Consider the following 15,766-nt stretch of genomic DNA (forward strand, 5'->3'; position numbering starts at 1 on the left):
CTGCTATTTCAGAGGCTCTGAATATAGGCTTATTTAGTTTTATACTGAGCTTCGGCTTCGACAAAACGCTGCTGGATCGTCTTATTTGGTGCTTTGCCCAACAGGCTCACTACCACAATGGCAAGCGAAGCCAGAATAAACCCGGGGATGATTTCATACAGACCGAACCACTGAAACTTCATCCATACCAACACTGTCACTGCCCCCACGAGCATACCCGCTAATGCGCCATTACGTGTCATGCGCTGCCAAATCACTGAAATCAGAATAACCGGGCCGAATGCTGCGCCAAAACCCGCCCAGGCATTACTGACCAAGGCCAGTACTTTATTGTTTGGGTTAGTTGCAATCACAATGGCAACAGCCGCGACCAACAACACCATCATTCGTCCGACCCATACCAGTTCTTTCTGGCTGGCTTTCGTCCGGATAAAGGCTTTATAAAAATCTTCTGTCAGTGCACTGGAACACACCAACAACTGGCAACTCAGTGTACTCATGACCGCCGCCAAAACCGCAGACAGTAAAATGCCTGTGATCCACGGATTGAATAATAGTATGCCCAGCTCCATGAAAATACGCTCATGGTTTTGTAATACCGGGCCAGCCTGATCCGCATGGATTGAGAAATACGCAATCCCAAAGAAGCCTACCGCAGATGTACCCGCAAGACATAAAAACATCCACGTCATACTGATGCGACGCGCTTTATGGATAGTCTGATGAGAATCTGCCGCCATAAAACGAGCCAGAATATGAGGCTGGCCGCAGTAACCTAACCCCCACCCCAACAGCGATATGATGGCGACAAAATTCAGGTTCTTAAATATATCCATATAGACAGGATTTTTCGCCTCAATAATGGTAATCGCTTTATCCACGCCGCCCACATTGAGCAAAATCAACACAGGTACCAGAATCAAAGCAAAAATCATTAAGGTCGCTTGCACGGTATCAGTCCAGCTCACCGCCAAAAAGCCGCCGAGAAAAGTGTAGGCAACCGTGGCTAACGCCCCTAACCAGATAGCGTGCCCGTAGCTGATGCCAAATGTGTTTTCAAACAGCAATCCACCCGCTACTACCCCTGAGGCACAGTAGATAGTAAAGAAAATCAGGATCACAACGGCTGAGATAATACGGAGAATTTTACTGTTATCATCAAAGCGGTTGGTGAAATAATCCGGTAAAGTCAGTGCATTATTATTGATTTCTGTATGAACGCGTAATCGGCCTGCGACCCACCGCCAGTTCAGATAGGCTCCCAGTAATAAGCCCAACATGATCCAGCTTTCTGATACACCGGATAAAAAAATCGCACCCGGTAGCCCCATAAATAACCAGCCACTCATGCCAGAAGCGCCAGCAGATAATGCAGTTACTACACTGCCTAATCGCCGTCCACCCAGAATATAATCGTCAAAATTTTTAGTGGCACGGTAAGCCATAAAGCCTATCAGCAGCATCCCGGCCATATAGATAATGAAGGTAATTAGCATTGGTGAATTTACTGTCATGCAGGTTCTTCTCCATAGTATTTTTGCAAACCCTGTTTATTCAGGCTGCCTTTTGCTGGCTGTATGCAACTGGGAATTTATTGGATGTATCAGAGTAATGCCTGAAGATTGTGTGTAAAGGTAAGTAATGATGGTAATTGAGAATAGATCAGGATGAGAAGTGAGCCTCTGCTATTTCAGAGGCTCTGAATACATGTTTATTTAGTATTATACTGAGCTTCCGCTTCGACAAAACGCTGCTGGATCGTCTTATTTGGTACTTTGCCCAACAGGCTCACTACCACAATGGCAAGCGAAGCCAGAATAAACCCGGGGATAATTTCATACAGACCGAACCACTGAAACTTCATCCATACCAACACCGTCACTGCCCCCACGAGCATACCCGCTAATGCGCCATTACGTGTCATGCGTTGCCAAATCACCGAAATCAGAATAACCGGGCCGAATGCTGCACCAAAACCCGCCCAAGCATTACTGACCAAGGCCAGTACTTTATTGTTTGGGTTAGTTGCAATCACAATGGCAACGGCCGCGACCAACAACACCATCATTCGTCCGACCCATACCAGTTCTTTCTGGCTGGCTTTCGTCCGGATAAAGGCTTTATAAAAATCTTCTGTCAGTGCACTAGAACACACCAGCAACTGGCAGCTCAGTGTACTCATGACCGCCGCCAAAACCGCAGACAGTAAAATGCCTGTGATCCACGGATTGAATAATAGTATGCCCAGCTCCATGAAAATACGCTCATGGTTTTGTAATACCGGGCCAGCCTGATCCGCATGGATTGAAAAATACGCAATCCCAAAGAACCCCACCGCAGACGTACCCGCAAGACATAAAAACATCCACGTCATACTGATGCGACGCGCTTTATGGATAGTCTGATGAGAATCTGCCGCCATAAAACGAGCCAGAATATGCGGCTGACCAAAGTAACCTAACCCCCACCCCAACAGTGAGATGATGGCGACAAAATTCAGGTTCTTAAATATATCCATATAGACAGGATTTTTCGCCTCAATAATGGTAATCGCTTTATCCACGCCGCCCACATTGAGCAAAATCAACACAGGCACCAGAATCAAAGCAAAAATCATTAAGGTCGCTTGCACGGTATCAGTCCAGCTCACCGCCAAGAATCCGCCGAGGAAAGTGTAAGCAATCGTAGCTAACGCACCCAGCCAGATAGCATGTTCGTAACTGATGCCAAATGTATTTTCAAACAGCAATCCACCCGCTACTACCCCAGAGGCACAATAGATAGTAAAGAAAATCAGGATCACAACGGCAGAGATAATACGGAGAATTTTACTGCTATCATCAAAGCGGTTAGTGAAATAATCCGGTAAAGTCAGAGCATTATTATTGATTTCTGTATGAACGCGTAATCGGCCTGCGACCCACCGCCAGTTCAGATAGGCCCCCAGTAATAGGCCCAACGCGATCCAGATTTCTGATACACCGGATAAAAAAATTGCACCCGGCAATCCCATTAATAACCAGCCACTCATATCAGAAGCGCCAGCAGATAGTGCTGTTACTACACTGCCTAATCGCCGGCCACCCAGAATATAGTCATCGAAATTCTTGGTGGCACGGTAAGCCATGAAGCCTATCAGTAGCATCCCGGCTATATAGACAATGAAGGTAATTAGCATTGGTGAATTTACTGTCATGCAGGTTCTTCTCCATAGTATTTTTTGCAAATCCTGTTTATTCAGACTATTTGATTTGCGTCAGTGATGTGTTCTGTACTTACACCCGTCGTCTTTCAAACTGCCTCTTTGTTGGCTGCGCTCGCTCACCCCAGTCACCGTTTTTATAAACAGACGGTTATCTATGCTCCCGGGGATTTACTCCCTTGCCGCCGCGATGCAATTTGAAATCCATTGGGTATAGATTTCCCACTTCTTTCAGCGCAATATCTCTCTCAGGACAAGGTGCTCTGTTGTCAGGTCTTACCCCTCTTGCTTTCAGACTGCCTTTTTGCTGGCTGTATGCAACTCGAAGTTAACAGGGTATGCCAGAGTTGTACCTGAAGATTATTTCACCTGAAGGTGGCGTTGTTCCGATATGTATAATTTATATTTGTAATTATTTAAAAATCACTTTCTATCCTAAATTAGCCAAAACATTTTTAACAACTGATTAACTGCATTTTTTACAAGAAACGCTCACCAAGTCACATTTATCACCCATAAAGTTACACCTTCTATAAAAAACCCAATGCAGCCAAATGAAAATAAATACTTATCTATCATATAGATAATAGATTAATAATCTTAACCCACAAATTATATGTTCAAAATCAGATTAATTTCACAAATTCTGAATAATGGCTTTTAACAAAGTTGCACAAAGTTGCAACATGGCAGATATTGTCCCGTAACTTGATTAGTCTTCCTATTAAGGAGTGAGAATGGGTAGTACCACTATGGGCGTTAAGCTCGATGAAGCAACGCGTAATCGCATCAAAGCTGCTGCACAACGAATTGAACGCACACCACACTGGCTGATTAAGCAAGCCATTTTTAATTATCTCGAACGTCTTGAAAATGAGGAAAAGATCCCGGAAATATCAGCCGCTCAGGATAACAAAGAAGAAAAGATTTCCGAAGAAGAATCACCGATTGAAGCCCGTTATCAGCCGTTTCTGGACTTTGCCGAGCACATTTTACCCCAATCGGTGAAACGTTCTGCAATTACTGCGGCATATCGGGTACCTGAAACACAGGCTGTTCCGATGTTACTCGAACAAGCTCAATTACCAGAAGAACAATCCAAAGCGGCACATAAACTCGCCTATTCCATCGCAGAGAAATTACGCCAGCAAAAACAGGGTATTGGTCGCGCTGGTCTGGTTCAGGGGCTACTACAAGAATTTTCACTCTCTTCACAGGAAGGTGTCGCGCTGATGTGCCTTGCCGAAGCCCTGCTGCGCATTCCTGATAAAGCAACCCGCGATGCACTCATCCGCGACAAAATCAGTAATGGTAATTGGCACTCCCATCTGGGGCAAAGCCCGTCCATGTTCGTCAATGCTGCGACATGGGGATTGTTGTTTACCGGTAAATTAGTTTCTACTCATAACGAAGCCAAATTATCCAAATCGCTGACCCGGATCATCGGCAAGAGTGGTGAACCGTTGGTGCGCAAAGGTGTAGATATGGCAATGCGCCTGATGGGAGAGCAATTCGTCACAGGCGAAACGATTGCTCAGGCCCTTGCCAACGCCCGCAAGCTGGAAGAGAAAGGTTTCCGTTACTCCTATGACATGCTCGGTGAAGCGGCACTGACTGAAGAAGATGCACAGGCTTATATGGTCTCTTATCAGCAGGCCATTCACGCGATTGGTAAGGCATCGAACGGTCGGGGCATTTATGAAGGGCCGGGTATTTCTATCAAACTTTCCGCCCTGCATCCCCGCTATAGCCGCGCCCAGTATGAGCGTGTGATAACCGAGCTCTACCCTCGCCTGCTTAGCCTGACTTTACAGGCGCGCCAGTATGATATCGGTATCAATATTGATGCAGAAGAAGCCGATAGGCTGGAAATTTCCCTCGACTTACTGGAAAAACTCTGCTTTGAACCTCAATTGGAAGGCTGGAATGGGATTGGTTTTGTTATTCAGGCCTACCAGAAACGCTGTCCTTTCGTCATTGACAGCATTATTGATTTAGCCCAGCGCAGCCGCCACAGATTGATGATCCGTCTGGTAAAAGGGGCCTATTGGGATAGCGAAATCAAACGCGCCCAGATTGACGGTCTGGAAGGCTATCCGGTTTATACCCGCAAAGTGTATACCGATGTTTCTTACATTGCCTGCGCCCGTAAATTGTTATCTGTACCTAATCTGATTTACCCTCAGTTTGCGACTCATAACGCCCATACTCTGTCTGCCATTTACCATATCGCGGGGCAGAATTACTATCCGGGGCAGTATGAATTCCAGTGTCTGCACGGAATGGGTGAACCGCTTTATGAACAGGTGGTCGGTAAAATTGCGGACGGCAAACTGAATCGTCCGTGTCGGATCTATGCACCGGTCGGAACTCATGAAACTTTACTGGCCTATCTGGTTCGACGCCTGTTGGAAAATGGAGCGAATACCTCGTTCGTTAACCGTATCGCTGATACCAACCTACCGATTGATGAATTGGTTGCCGATCCGGTAAAAGTCGTTCAGGAGCTGGCTAAAACTGAAGGGCAAATCGGCCTGCCTCATCCGAAAATCCCATTACCCATTGACTTATACGGTAAAAACCGTGTCAATTCATCAGGATTAGATCTTTCCAATGAGCACCGTTTGGCTTCTCTTTCCAGCGCATTGTTGAGTTCTTCCATGGAAATATGGAACAGCGAACCGTTATTGGGTGGTGATTATACTCATACTGAAACACTACCGGTTGCCAGCCCGGTCAATAATCCGGCCAAATCTTCTGATATCGTCGGCTATGTGCGGGAAACCACGGAACAGGAAGTCAGCCACGCGCTGGAAGTCGCTACCAATGCTGAAACTATCTGGTTTGCCACGCCACCGTCAGAACGTGCAGCTATTTTGGTACGCGCTGCGGAATTAATGGAAGATAACCTGCAATCCCTGCTCGGCATTCTGGTTCGTGAAGCTGGTAAAACGTTCAACAATGCCATTGCTGAAGTTCGTGAAGCGGTGGATTTCCTCTACTATTACGCCGATCAAGTGCGTCAGGATTTCGCCAACGATACCCATCGTCCGCTTGGGCCTGTGGTCTGTATCAGCCCGTGGAACTTCCCGCTGGCCATTTTCACTGGTCAGATTGCTGCTGCATTAGCGGCCGGTAACAGCGTTCTGGCGAAACCGGCAGAACAGACACCGCTGATCGCCGCGGTCGCCGTTAAAATGCTGCATCAGGCAGGCATTCCACGCGAAGTACTGCAATTATTGCCGGGGCAAGGGGAAACTGTCGGTTCAATGCTGGTAGGCGATGAACGGGTGCGTGGCGTAATGTTCACCGGTTCCACCGAAGTTGCCAGCCTGTTGCAGCGTAATATTGCCGGACGCCTTGATGCTCAGGGCCGCCCGACGCCATTGATCGCAGAAACCGGCGGGATGAATGCGATGATTGTCGACTCCTCCGCCCTGACTGAGCAGGTTGTCACTGATGTGGTTGCCTCTGCTTTTGACAGTGCGGGCCAGCGCTGCTCTGCCCTGCGTATTCTGTGTATACAGGATGATGTCGCAGACAGAACACTCACCATGCTGAAAGGCGCAATGGCGGAATGCCGGATGGGGAATCCTGAGCACCTGTTCACCGATATCGGCCCGGTGATTGATGCGGAAGCAAAAGCGAATATCGAGCGCCATATTCAGACTATGCGTACTAAGGGCAGAACCGTTTATCAGGCCACACATGAAAATGCGGCAGACAGTCAGGAATGGCCACAGGGAATGTTCGTCAAACCCACACTGATTGAGCTGGAAAGTTTTGATGAGCTGAAAAAAGAGATTTTCGGCCCGGTTCTGCACGTTGTCCGTTTCAAGCGGGACGAGTTGGATCAACTGCTTGATCAGATTAACGCTTCCGGCTATGGGTTAACATTAGGCGTTCACACCCGTATTGATGAAACCATCTCTCAGGTCACTGGTAAGGCAAAAGTCGGTAATTTATATGTTAACCGTAATATGGTCGGTGCCGTTGTTGGTGTACAACCATTCGGTGGTGAAGGATTATCCGGCACCGGGCCTAAAGCCGGTGGGCCGCTCTATCTTTATCGCCTCTTGTCCCAGCGCCCGGTTAATGGTGCAACTCAGGCATTAGCGCGTCAGGATGAGGAATATCCGCTGGATGCTACCATCCGCACTGCCCTGCACTCTCCTTTCAACAAACTGGCTGAATGGGCTACATCAAATAACCACTCGGAACTGAACCACATCATTCAGGAATACGCTTTACTGGCTCAGGGCGGGACAACACGCCTATTACCGGGGCCAACGGGCGAGCGTAATACCTATACCCTGTTGCCACGCGGGCAGGTTCTCTGTCTTGCGGATAATGAACAGGATACGCTGATTCAGTTAGCCGCAGTGCTTTCAGTGGGTTGTCAGGCGGTCTGGGAAAAAGATGAACTTCACCAACAATTGCTGAAACAGTTACCAAGAGAAGTTCGTCACGCCATTTATTTAGTGAATGACTGGCAGAGTGAAGACACGGTTATGGAAGCGGTTATTTATCACGGTGATTGTGATCAGTTACGGCAGGTATGTGAAACCGTTGCACAACGTAAAGGGCCGATTGTTTCAGTGCAGGGTTTTGCCCGGGGCGAAACTAATTTGTTGCTGGAGCGACTGCTGCATGAACGTTCATTGAGTATTAACACCGCAGCGGCAGGAGGAAATGCCAGCTTAATGACCATCGGTTAAAAAAGCGGAATTAAAAAAATAGATTAGCCAATTTATTTATAATCATTTGATTAAATCAAACGATTAAAATAACCCGCTTAGTTCTATTTGGTTATATATTTATAACCAAATAGACATATAAAACATGATTTATTAAAAATAAAGGGGAATGCACTATTTGTACATTCCCCTCTATAATTGACCAAATTGTTCAGCCAAACAGACGCTATGCCTTTGCCGAATTAATCAATGCCCGTTCTGTTGCCAGCTCAGATATTGTTCGTATTTACGCAGCGCGATATTGTAATTACTGAAGGCAGATTCAGACAGCTTCTCACTCAATTTTTCCTGAATTTTTTCTGGTGTAAACTCTTCTTCAGGATAATTGTCTGAGGTCAGTAACTCATCCAATCTGCGCAGACGAACCACGTATTCACGCACTGTGCTGTGGCTCATCTCGGTTTGTTCAAACAGATACTGTTTAAATGACATAATGTCGAAATAATCAGTCTGGCTATTGCAATAAATTTCACTACAGAAGCGGCACAGCGCTACAAATTTACCCTGTAACTCATTCCATGTTTTGTCATCAACCAATTCGGTCATCTCGGAAATTGCTTCTTTATTGATAACCTGACCGTTAAAAACAAGGGAAATACGGTCAAGAGTCTTATGACAATGCAGACAATGAGTCTGACTATGTTTATAGTCCTTAATATAACGGCTAAGAGGCCGTTTCTTTTGTGTTGTAACAGACATAAGAGATAAAGCCCTGTGTGTAGTCTTAACAAAAAACAAATAAGCAAAAAGTTACTTCTCTGGATTCAAACGCGCCCGCAGCCTTTTTATTGCCTGGCTGTGGAGCTGACTCACGCGAGATTCCCCCACATTAAGCACCGCGCCAATCTCTTTAAGATTCAGTTCTTCCTGATAGTACAGCGTCAGAACCATTTTTTCCCTTTCAGGTAACGACTCAATAACATCGATAACCCGCTGACGGAGATCACCTTCCAATAACTGTTGGAGAGGATTTGTCTCATGCTCTTCCTCAATTACTGGCTCACAGCTTTCGCCATAAATTTCGTGCCATTCGTCATAAGAAAATAGCTGACTGTTATTGGTTTCTAACAGTATTTGCCGATATTCTATCAGATTAATCTTTAATTCTTTAGCAACTTCCTGCTCACTGGCTGGACGGCCTAACTCTTGCTCAAGTTTACGGATGGTTTGCGTGACTTCCCGTGCATTGCGTCGCACACTGCGTGGCGCCCAATCACGGCTCCTCAACTCATCCAACATTGCACCTCTGATGCGCTGCACTGCATAAGTGGTAAACGCCGTTCCCTGTAGGGAATCGTAACGCTCCACTGCGTTCAGCAACCCTATGCCACCGGCCTGAAGCAGGTCATCAAGCTCGACACTGGCAGGCAACCTCACCTGTAGCCTCAGTGCTTCATGGCGAACCAGTGGTACATAGCGCTTCCAGAGGCTATTTTTGTCCATCACGCCTTCGGCGGTATACAAATCGCTCACAACAACAGACACCTTTGGATAAGAGACTGGATACCATTATCCAATCCCCTAACGGGTACAATCGTTTGAACAATGAAGTAAAAGCGCTTCTTTTTCACCTATGCGAAATTTTTTGTTGTCCGCCTAAATTCGTCGCAAGTTTCAGGCTGTCCCTGACAATACCCGTCGTCTTTCACGTTGCGTCTTTTTTTGGTTGCATTTGCGATGCAACTCGAAAGCAATTGGGTATTTTGATAAATAACACTTAAAAAATAAGGATCGGCAAGCCGATCCTTATCATATAAGCAGAGGCTATGCAGGTTGCCCTGCATAAGCCTTTAGCTGAGTAATAAAAATTAACGCAGCAGAGACAGAACGGTCTGTGGAACCTGGTTCGCCTGAGCCAGAACAGAAGTACCAGCCTGTTGCAGGATCTGGCCACGGCTCATGTTAGAAACTTCAACCGCGTAGTCAGCGTCTTCGATACGGCTACGAGCAGCGCTCAGGTTGTTAACAGTGTTGTTCAGGTTGTTAACAGTGGATTCCAGACGGTTTTGAACTGCACCCAGTGAACTGCGCAGGCTGTCAACTTGAGACAAAGCGTCATCTAGAGCTTTCAGAGGTTTTGCAGCAGGATCTTTTACACCAGGGTGATCTTTTTTTGCTGTTTCAAGATCTTCTTTTGCTTTGTTAACCGCTTTTGTTGCTTCAGTATTGTCGTCGCCAGCTGCTATTTTGCTTAACGCTTCTTTCTTTTCTTTTAGTGTTTCTTCAGCTTTTTTTACTTCCTCAGATTTAGGTGCTTCAACACTAAAAGTTCCCAGACCTAATGTTCCTTTATCAATTTTTTTCAGTTCAACATCAATAGTTTCACCATCATTAGCACCAACCTGGATTTTCAGAGTAGTGTCTTTGCTTAATACTTTTACACCATTAAACTGAGTTTGTTCAGAAATGCGATTGATTTCATCCAGACGCTGAGTCACTTCTTCCTGAATGGATTTCAGGTCGCTGTCAGAGTTAGTACCGTTTGTAGCCTGAACGCTCAGTTCGCGGATACGTTGCAGGTTGTTATTGATTTCGTTCAGAGAACCTTCGGTAGTCTGAGCAATGGAGATACCGTCGTTTGCGTTACGGGAAGCCTGAGTCAGACCTTTAACGTTAGCAGTGAAACGGTTAGCAATCGCTTGACCAGCAGCATCATCCTTCGCGCTGTTAATACGTAAACCAGAGGACAGACGCTCAATCGCAGAACCTAAAGTACCCTGAGATTTGGTCAGGTTGTTTTGAGCCAGCAGAGATGAATAGTTAGTATTGATTACTGATGCCATAGTAGAGTTCCTTTTTAAAATCAAGTCGATATAATTAGTCTGAGCCTGTTTGCTCACGGTGTTCATCACCGCCAACAATTTTATCGGCTACTTAAAAAGAACCTTTAATATTTCTTGAAAAAAGTTTTTCATTTTTTTCTTACTCCTTGTATCTACAATGGATTTCAAGTCACATCGTGGCTGCAAAGAAACGAATTTTCCAAGCCAAAGGTGGTCTACGGTGAAGAAAAGCAGGAGTCTCTCAGTAATCTCCAGGAGCATAGGTAACCCTATATTTATAAAAACGGTGACTGGAGTAAGTGGGCGCAGCCAATAACAATAAATAAACAGCCTGAAAGACGAAGAATATACCGATAACCCAAACAGCGCCTGTTCTCATCAACTATTCCATCCATCAAAAAAATCGTTTTCTCAGTAAACTTTTCGCAAATTAATCCGATAACAACTCCAGTGATGCTTTACAAATAAAGGAGTCAATATGGCTAGCATTTCCTCATTAGGGGCCGGGTCCGGGATGGATTTGGGTTCTTTGCTGGATAAACTTCAGGCAGCAGAAAGAAAACGTTTAGAACCATTAGCACAGCAACAAACAAGCTATAAAGCAAAGCTGACCGGTTTTGGCACATTAAAAGGCAGTCTGGAAAAACTTCAGACTGCTTCGGAAGAACTAAAAAAATTCGATAAGCTTAATACAACTAAAACAAGCGAAGACCATAAATTATTTACGCCAAGCACGGATTCTAAAGCCAGCCCGGGTAACTATAAGATTGAAGTTGAGCAGCTTGCCGTAGCGCAATCTTTGCAAACCGCATCTGTTCCCAGTGTAAAAGAACAGTTGGGAGAAACTTCGGCAACAAGCCGTACTATCGTTATTGAGCAGGAAGGTAAAGACGGTAAAACAGAACTCATGAAGATTGCTCTGACCGATGAGCAAACTTCTCTGGTTGAGATCCGTGATGCAATTAATAAGCAGGAAGGTAATGTTAACGCCAGCATTATTAAAGCCGACGATAAGAATAATTATCTGATTCTGACCGCCAAAAAAGCGGGTACAAAATCGATGATGAAGATTAAGGTCGAAGGTGATAATAAACTGAACGAATTGCTGGAATACCCACCAAGCGATAAAAACCGCGCTGGTGTAATGCAAGAAAAAGTTCCCGCAAAAAATGCAGTATTACACGTTAATGGTGTCAAAATTGAGCGCCAGACTAACGAAATAAAAGATGCGCCGGAAGGTATTACCCTGAATCTGAAAAAAGTTTCAGAAAAAGAGACTGTAAAAGTTAAAGGGGACGATAGCGTACTCAAAGAAGTAGAACAGTTCAAATCAGAAACACTGGTTGTTTCCCGTGATATTGAACCAATGCAGGAAGCAATTAAAAAGTGGGTTGATGCTTATAATGACTTACAGTCTACTTTTGATTCGCTGACCAAATTTAAAGCGGTCGGAAAAGGTGAAGCGGCGTCAAAAGATAATGGTGCTTTGCTGGGTGACGGAACACTGAAAAATATCCAGAACCAATTAAGACACCAATTATTTGCTGCCCAGAATGTTGCTGATATCGCTACCTTAAATAAATTGGGTATTAAACAGAAATTGGATGGCACACTGGAAATCAATAAAGATAAACTGGAAAAGAACCTGAAAGAGAAACCGGCCAACGTTAAGGCTTTCTTTATGGGCGATGGTGAAAAAACTGGCTTTGCAACCCAGACTTACAACCTATTAAAGAAAACGTTAGATAGCCATGAAGGGACTATCGCAACCGCAACTGAAGGCATTAATAAAAGTCTGAAAACCCTTGAGAAACAAGTGGAGCGGACAAATGACACTATTGATGCCACAATGGAGCGTTATAAACGTCAATTCACAGAATTGGATAAACTGATGAATTCCCTGAATAACACAAGTTCATCCCTATTCCAGCTTTTAAGATAATTAAAGGATAATATGTATCAACGTTCGGCAAGCCAGTTATACGCTCAGGTAGATCTTGAGAGCGAAATTATGAATGCTTCTCCCTATCAGTTGATTCAGATATTGTTCAATGGGGCGCTCAGCGCCCTACGTCGTGCAATTATTCTGATGCAACAGGGAAATATCCCGGAAAAAGGTTTAGCTATTTCAAAGGCGATAAATATCATTGATAATGGTCTGAAAGAAGGACTTGATTTCGAAAAAGGCGGAGAGATTGCTCAGAATCTTTCTGCTTTATATGATTATATGAGTCGTCGTTTACTCCATGCTAATTTACGCAACGATGAGAAGGCTATTACCGAAGTGATTGATTTACTTACCGAGATTTCAGATTCTTGGCGGCAGATAGGTCCTCATTACAACGCCAGTCAGGATATTGTTTGATGAAAAATGATCTGGATCTTTTGTCAGCTTACCAGCAGATCCTTAGTTTAAGTGAGCAGATGCTTGATTTAGCTAAAAATGAAAAATGGGATGTACTTGTCGATATGGAAATCACCTATCTGAAAGCAGTAGAAGTGGTTACCTTAATATCAGAAGATTCAGATGCGCCTATTTCATTGCAGCAGAAATTAACCAAAATTTTGCAGACTGTCTTAGATAATGAAAATGAAACTAAGCGGTTATTACAAAAACGCTTAGATGAACTCAGCGACCTGATTAAACAGGAAAGCTGTAAACAATTATTGCATGATACTTATGGGCAATTCCCTGTCAGTGATTATGAAATGGAGTTAACGCCTACGACAGAGAAAACATAAAAATAACAGCGGCACCATAATATTTTATTAATATAATAATAATGAGTGGTATCGTTTTATTGGTTTTATTTCAGGTGGTGTCATTTAGTCACCATCCCTTTTTCGGGAGTCCTGATCTGGCATTATATTTTATGCATAATTTGCAAACAATCAATATAAAAACACAAACATTTTCAACACAAAAAATTAACGCAAAGATGATAATAACGGCTGTTTCTTGCAAGAAGAGTACGGAAGAACAATCAAATTTTATTATTATTTAAAATAATATATTCAATGGAATGATATGAAAAAATTTTTCACTTTTACGATGTTATTTATCCCGGCGATAGGCATCGCTTCGACAAATGAAAATTTAGATTACTGCTCTACGACAGAATCGTGGGCAGCTTATCAGGTTATAAACGCCGCTGTCAGGAAAAATAACCAGCTGGATAAGCATCAGGCAAATTCAATATTAATTAACAGACACCTTCTGGAAAAAAATAAGTTACCGATAACTTATTCAGCCTGGGGCGAACTTTATTCCCAGACAATAGAAGTTACCATTCCTTATATTGATAAGAATAAATCACCGATGATTATTGTTGCTTCATCGATTATTTCTGAAGAGGAATGCTCTTTTTCCGATCCCACCTATGTTGATATCACCCCAAAAAGTTATTAATATCCACTAACTAACGAAGTCTCGGTGGCTGTCCTCAGTCACCGGCGATTGAGTATCTCACCTGTCATCCTCAAAAAATTAAAAAAGATGAGGTTTTTATGACGAATAATATTTTACAGGCGCTTACTTTATTAAAATCCAAAAAATGGGTCGATCTGACTCACAGCTTTGATCAACATTCTCCTCATTTTTCCATGTTTGACCCAGCTCAAATTAAAACATTATTTAATTATCAGGATGGCTTTTTCACCCAACAATTTACTTTTGTCGGGCAATATGGCACGCATATTGATGCTCCCTGTCATTTCATTCCTGATGGTCGTTTCCTGAATGGGATTGAATTAAAAGAACTGGTATTACCCTTAATAGTTATTGACCAATCAGAGCGAGCAGAGCAAGAGCCTGATTTTTCGCTGTCGAAAGAAGATATTCTCTGTTTTGAAGCCGAGCATGGCATCATTGAAGCCGATACTTTTGTTGCATTAAGAACGGATTGGAGTAAACGCTGGCCTTCTCAGGAAAAAATGGAAAATAAAGATATCAATGGAAATAATCAGACCCCCGGCTGGGGATTAGATGCGCTAAAGTTTCTGCTTGAGGAAAGGAAAATAAAAGCCATCGGACACGAAACATTCGATACGGATTCCTCGAAAGATGCCAGAAATAATAATGGATTCCTCGGTGAGCATTATGTTTTGGCACAGGATACGTACCAAATAGAAATCATGAAAAATTTAGATAAAGTGCCTACTCGTGGCGCGATTATTTTTAATATTGTCGCTAAACCAGAAAAGGCAACAGGTTTCCCGGTACGCTCATTTGCGATAATCCCTTAACTTCTTAAGTGGTTCAAGCTGATTTAATTCATATTTCATCGGGCTTGAGCTACTTATCAATAGAAAACCATTCCTTATCAAAATACCCAAAGTAAATATTTATTAATCCTTGATAATAAACTAAAACAACATCATTCATTAAAAATTACTGAATTTATTGTCAGACAATTCAGTATTAACCTGAACAATAAAACACTATTTAAAGCTAATAAAATCAAAATTTTTATAATTTCCTATCGTTATAATCAATATTAACTCCACGTGCATATTTTTAATAACACCTATACCTTCCAATGATTCATCAGTAATTTTAATACTGACTACCAAAAAATAGATAAGCCTTACCCCTTTTAGAAAGGGGATTAAAAAAATAAAGTATCTACCTTATAAAGGTTATCTGTTCAATTTCCTTCCTGAGAAACTGTATCGAATAAAAAGTATTTAATATTTGACTCATTATCAGTCTAACAAGCAGGGGTTAAGTAATGTTTATGTCGTGCTCTCGTCTCAATAACAAAAATCAGCCCGTATATGAGGTAAATTACCTATTCTTTTATTCTGATTATACATTTTCGATCGGCTCTCTTCAGCAGATTATCTGGTTTGGCTCAAATCCCCCAACTCATCCCCACTCTACAGCCCCAGTTTGATTACTCTCGCTCAGGGAGAATTGAAAGTAACCAACCATAAAACATTAATTTTTATTCATTATTTTGGGTTAAATAAATCATATTCAATCATTAGGCTAATCAATAAGCCTAACAAGCAGGAGTTAAGTA

Annotated in this window: 11 protein-coding genes; 6 read left to right on the plus strand and 5 right to left on the minus strand. The window is 43.3% G+C overall.

Annotation, left to right across the window (positions count from 1 at the left end):
• Positions 1 to 29 precede the first annotated feature (29 nt).
• Positions 30 to 1,514 carry a sodium/proline symporter PutP gene (gene putP, locus AAC855_RS05260; protein WP_340608586.1) on the minus strand — a complete coding sequence of 495 codons (1,485 nt, stop codon included), beginning with the start codon at positions 1,512 to 1,514 and terminating at the stop codon, positions 30 to 32.
• A 197-nt stretch (positions 1,515 to 1,711) separates the two neighbouring features.
• Positions 1,712 to 3,196 (minus strand): sodium/proline symporter PutP, encoded by a 1,485-nt coding sequence (putP, locus tag AAC855_RS05265; RefSeq protein WP_340608587.1) that lies wholly within the window; start codon positions 3,194 to 3,196, stop codon positions 1,712 to 1,714.
• 743 nt (positions 3,197 to 3,939) lie between these two features.
• Between putP (AAC855_RS05265) and putA the strand changes: the two genes are divergently transcribed.
• Positions 3,940 to 7,920, plus strand: a complete 3,981-nt coding sequence (gene putA, locus AAC855_RS05270; RefSeq protein WP_340608588.1) for a trifunctional transcriptional regulator/proline dehydrogenase/L-glutamate gamma-semialdehyde dehydrogenase — start codon at positions 3,940 to 3,942, stop codon at positions 7,918 to 7,920.
• Positions 7,921 to 8,145: 225 nt separating this feature from the next.
• On the opposite strand, the gene fliZ is transcribed toward putA, so the two are convergent.
• The 3 genes from fliZ to AAC855_RS05285 all read right to left on the minus strand — a co-directional run bounded on the left by fliZ (position 8,146) and on the right by AAC855_RS05285 (position 10,742).
• On the minus strand, positions 8,146 to 8,658 hold the full coding sequence (fliZ, locus tag AAC855_RS05275; protein ID WP_086956345.1) for a flagella biosynthesis regulatory protein FliZ: 513 nt from the start codon (positions 8,656 to 8,658) through the stop codon (positions 8,146 to 8,148).
• Between the two features lie 51 nt (positions 8,659 to 8,709).
• Positions 8,710 to 9,432: an RNA polymerase sigma factor FliA gene (locus AAC855_RS05280; RefSeq protein ID WP_099108236.1), complete on the minus strand. Its 723-nt coding sequence runs from the start codon at positions 9,430 to 9,432 to the stop codon at positions 8,710 to 8,712.
• 335 nt (positions 9,433 to 9,767) lie between these two features.
• Complete coding sequence (locus tag AAC855_RS05285; protein WP_340608589.1) at positions 9,768 to 10,742, minus strand: flagellin N-terminal helical domain-containing protein; 975 nt, start codon at positions 10,740 to 10,742, stop codon at positions 9,768 to 9,770.
• A 478-nt stretch (positions 10,743 to 11,220) separates the two neighbouring features.
• Here AAC855_RS05285 and fliD point away from each other — a divergent pair, with 478 nt between their 5' ends.
• The 5 genes from fliD to AAC855_RS05310 all read left to right on the plus strand — a co-directional run bounded on the left by fliD (position 11,221) and on the right by AAC855_RS05310 (position 14,987).
• Positions 11,221 to 12,684 carry a flagellar filament capping protein FliD gene (gene fliD / locus AAC855_RS05290; protein WP_340608590.1) on the plus strand — a complete coding sequence of 488 codons (1,464 nt, stop codon included), beginning with the start codon at positions 11,221 to 11,223 and terminating at the stop codon, positions 12,682 to 12,684.
• Between the two features lie 12 nt (positions 12,685 to 12,696).
• The gene (gene fliS / locus AAC855_RS05295) at positions 12,697 to 13,107 is read left to right on the plus strand and encodes a flagellar export chaperone FliS (RefSeq protein WP_086956342.1); all 411 of its coding nucleotides are present in this window, start codon (positions 12,697 to 12,699) and stop codon (positions 13,105 to 13,107) included.
• The gene (gene fliT, locus AAC855_RS05300) at positions 13,107 to 13,484 is read left to right on the plus strand and encodes a flagella biosynthesis regulatory protein FliT (protein ID WP_099108240.1); all 378 of its coding nucleotides are present in this window, start codon (positions 13,107 to 13,109) and stop codon (positions 13,482 to 13,484) included. Before fliS ends, fliT begins: the two co-directional genes overlap by 1 nt.
• A gap of 286 nt (positions 13,485 to 13,770) precedes the next feature.
• Positions 13,771 to 14,151 (plus strand): hypothetical protein, encoded by a 381-nt coding sequence (locus AAC855_RS05305; protein WP_340608591.1) that lies wholly within the window; start codon positions 13,771 to 13,773, stop codon positions 14,149 to 14,151.
• A 98-nt stretch (positions 14,152 to 14,249) separates the two neighbouring features.
• Positions 14,250 to 14,987, plus strand: coding sequence for a cyclase family protein (locus AAC855_RS05310; protein ID WP_340608592.1), 738 nt, complete (start codon positions 14,250 to 14,252; stop codon positions 14,985 to 14,987).
• Positions 14,988 to 15,766: the final 779 nt, after the last annotated feature.

The organism is Xenorhabdus bharatensis, from assembly GCF_037996705.1.
In the GTDB taxonomy this organism is placed as follows: domain Bacteria; phylum Pseudomonadota; class Gammaproteobacteria; order Enterobacterales; family Enterobacteriaceae; genus Xenorhabdus; species Xenorhabdus bharatensis.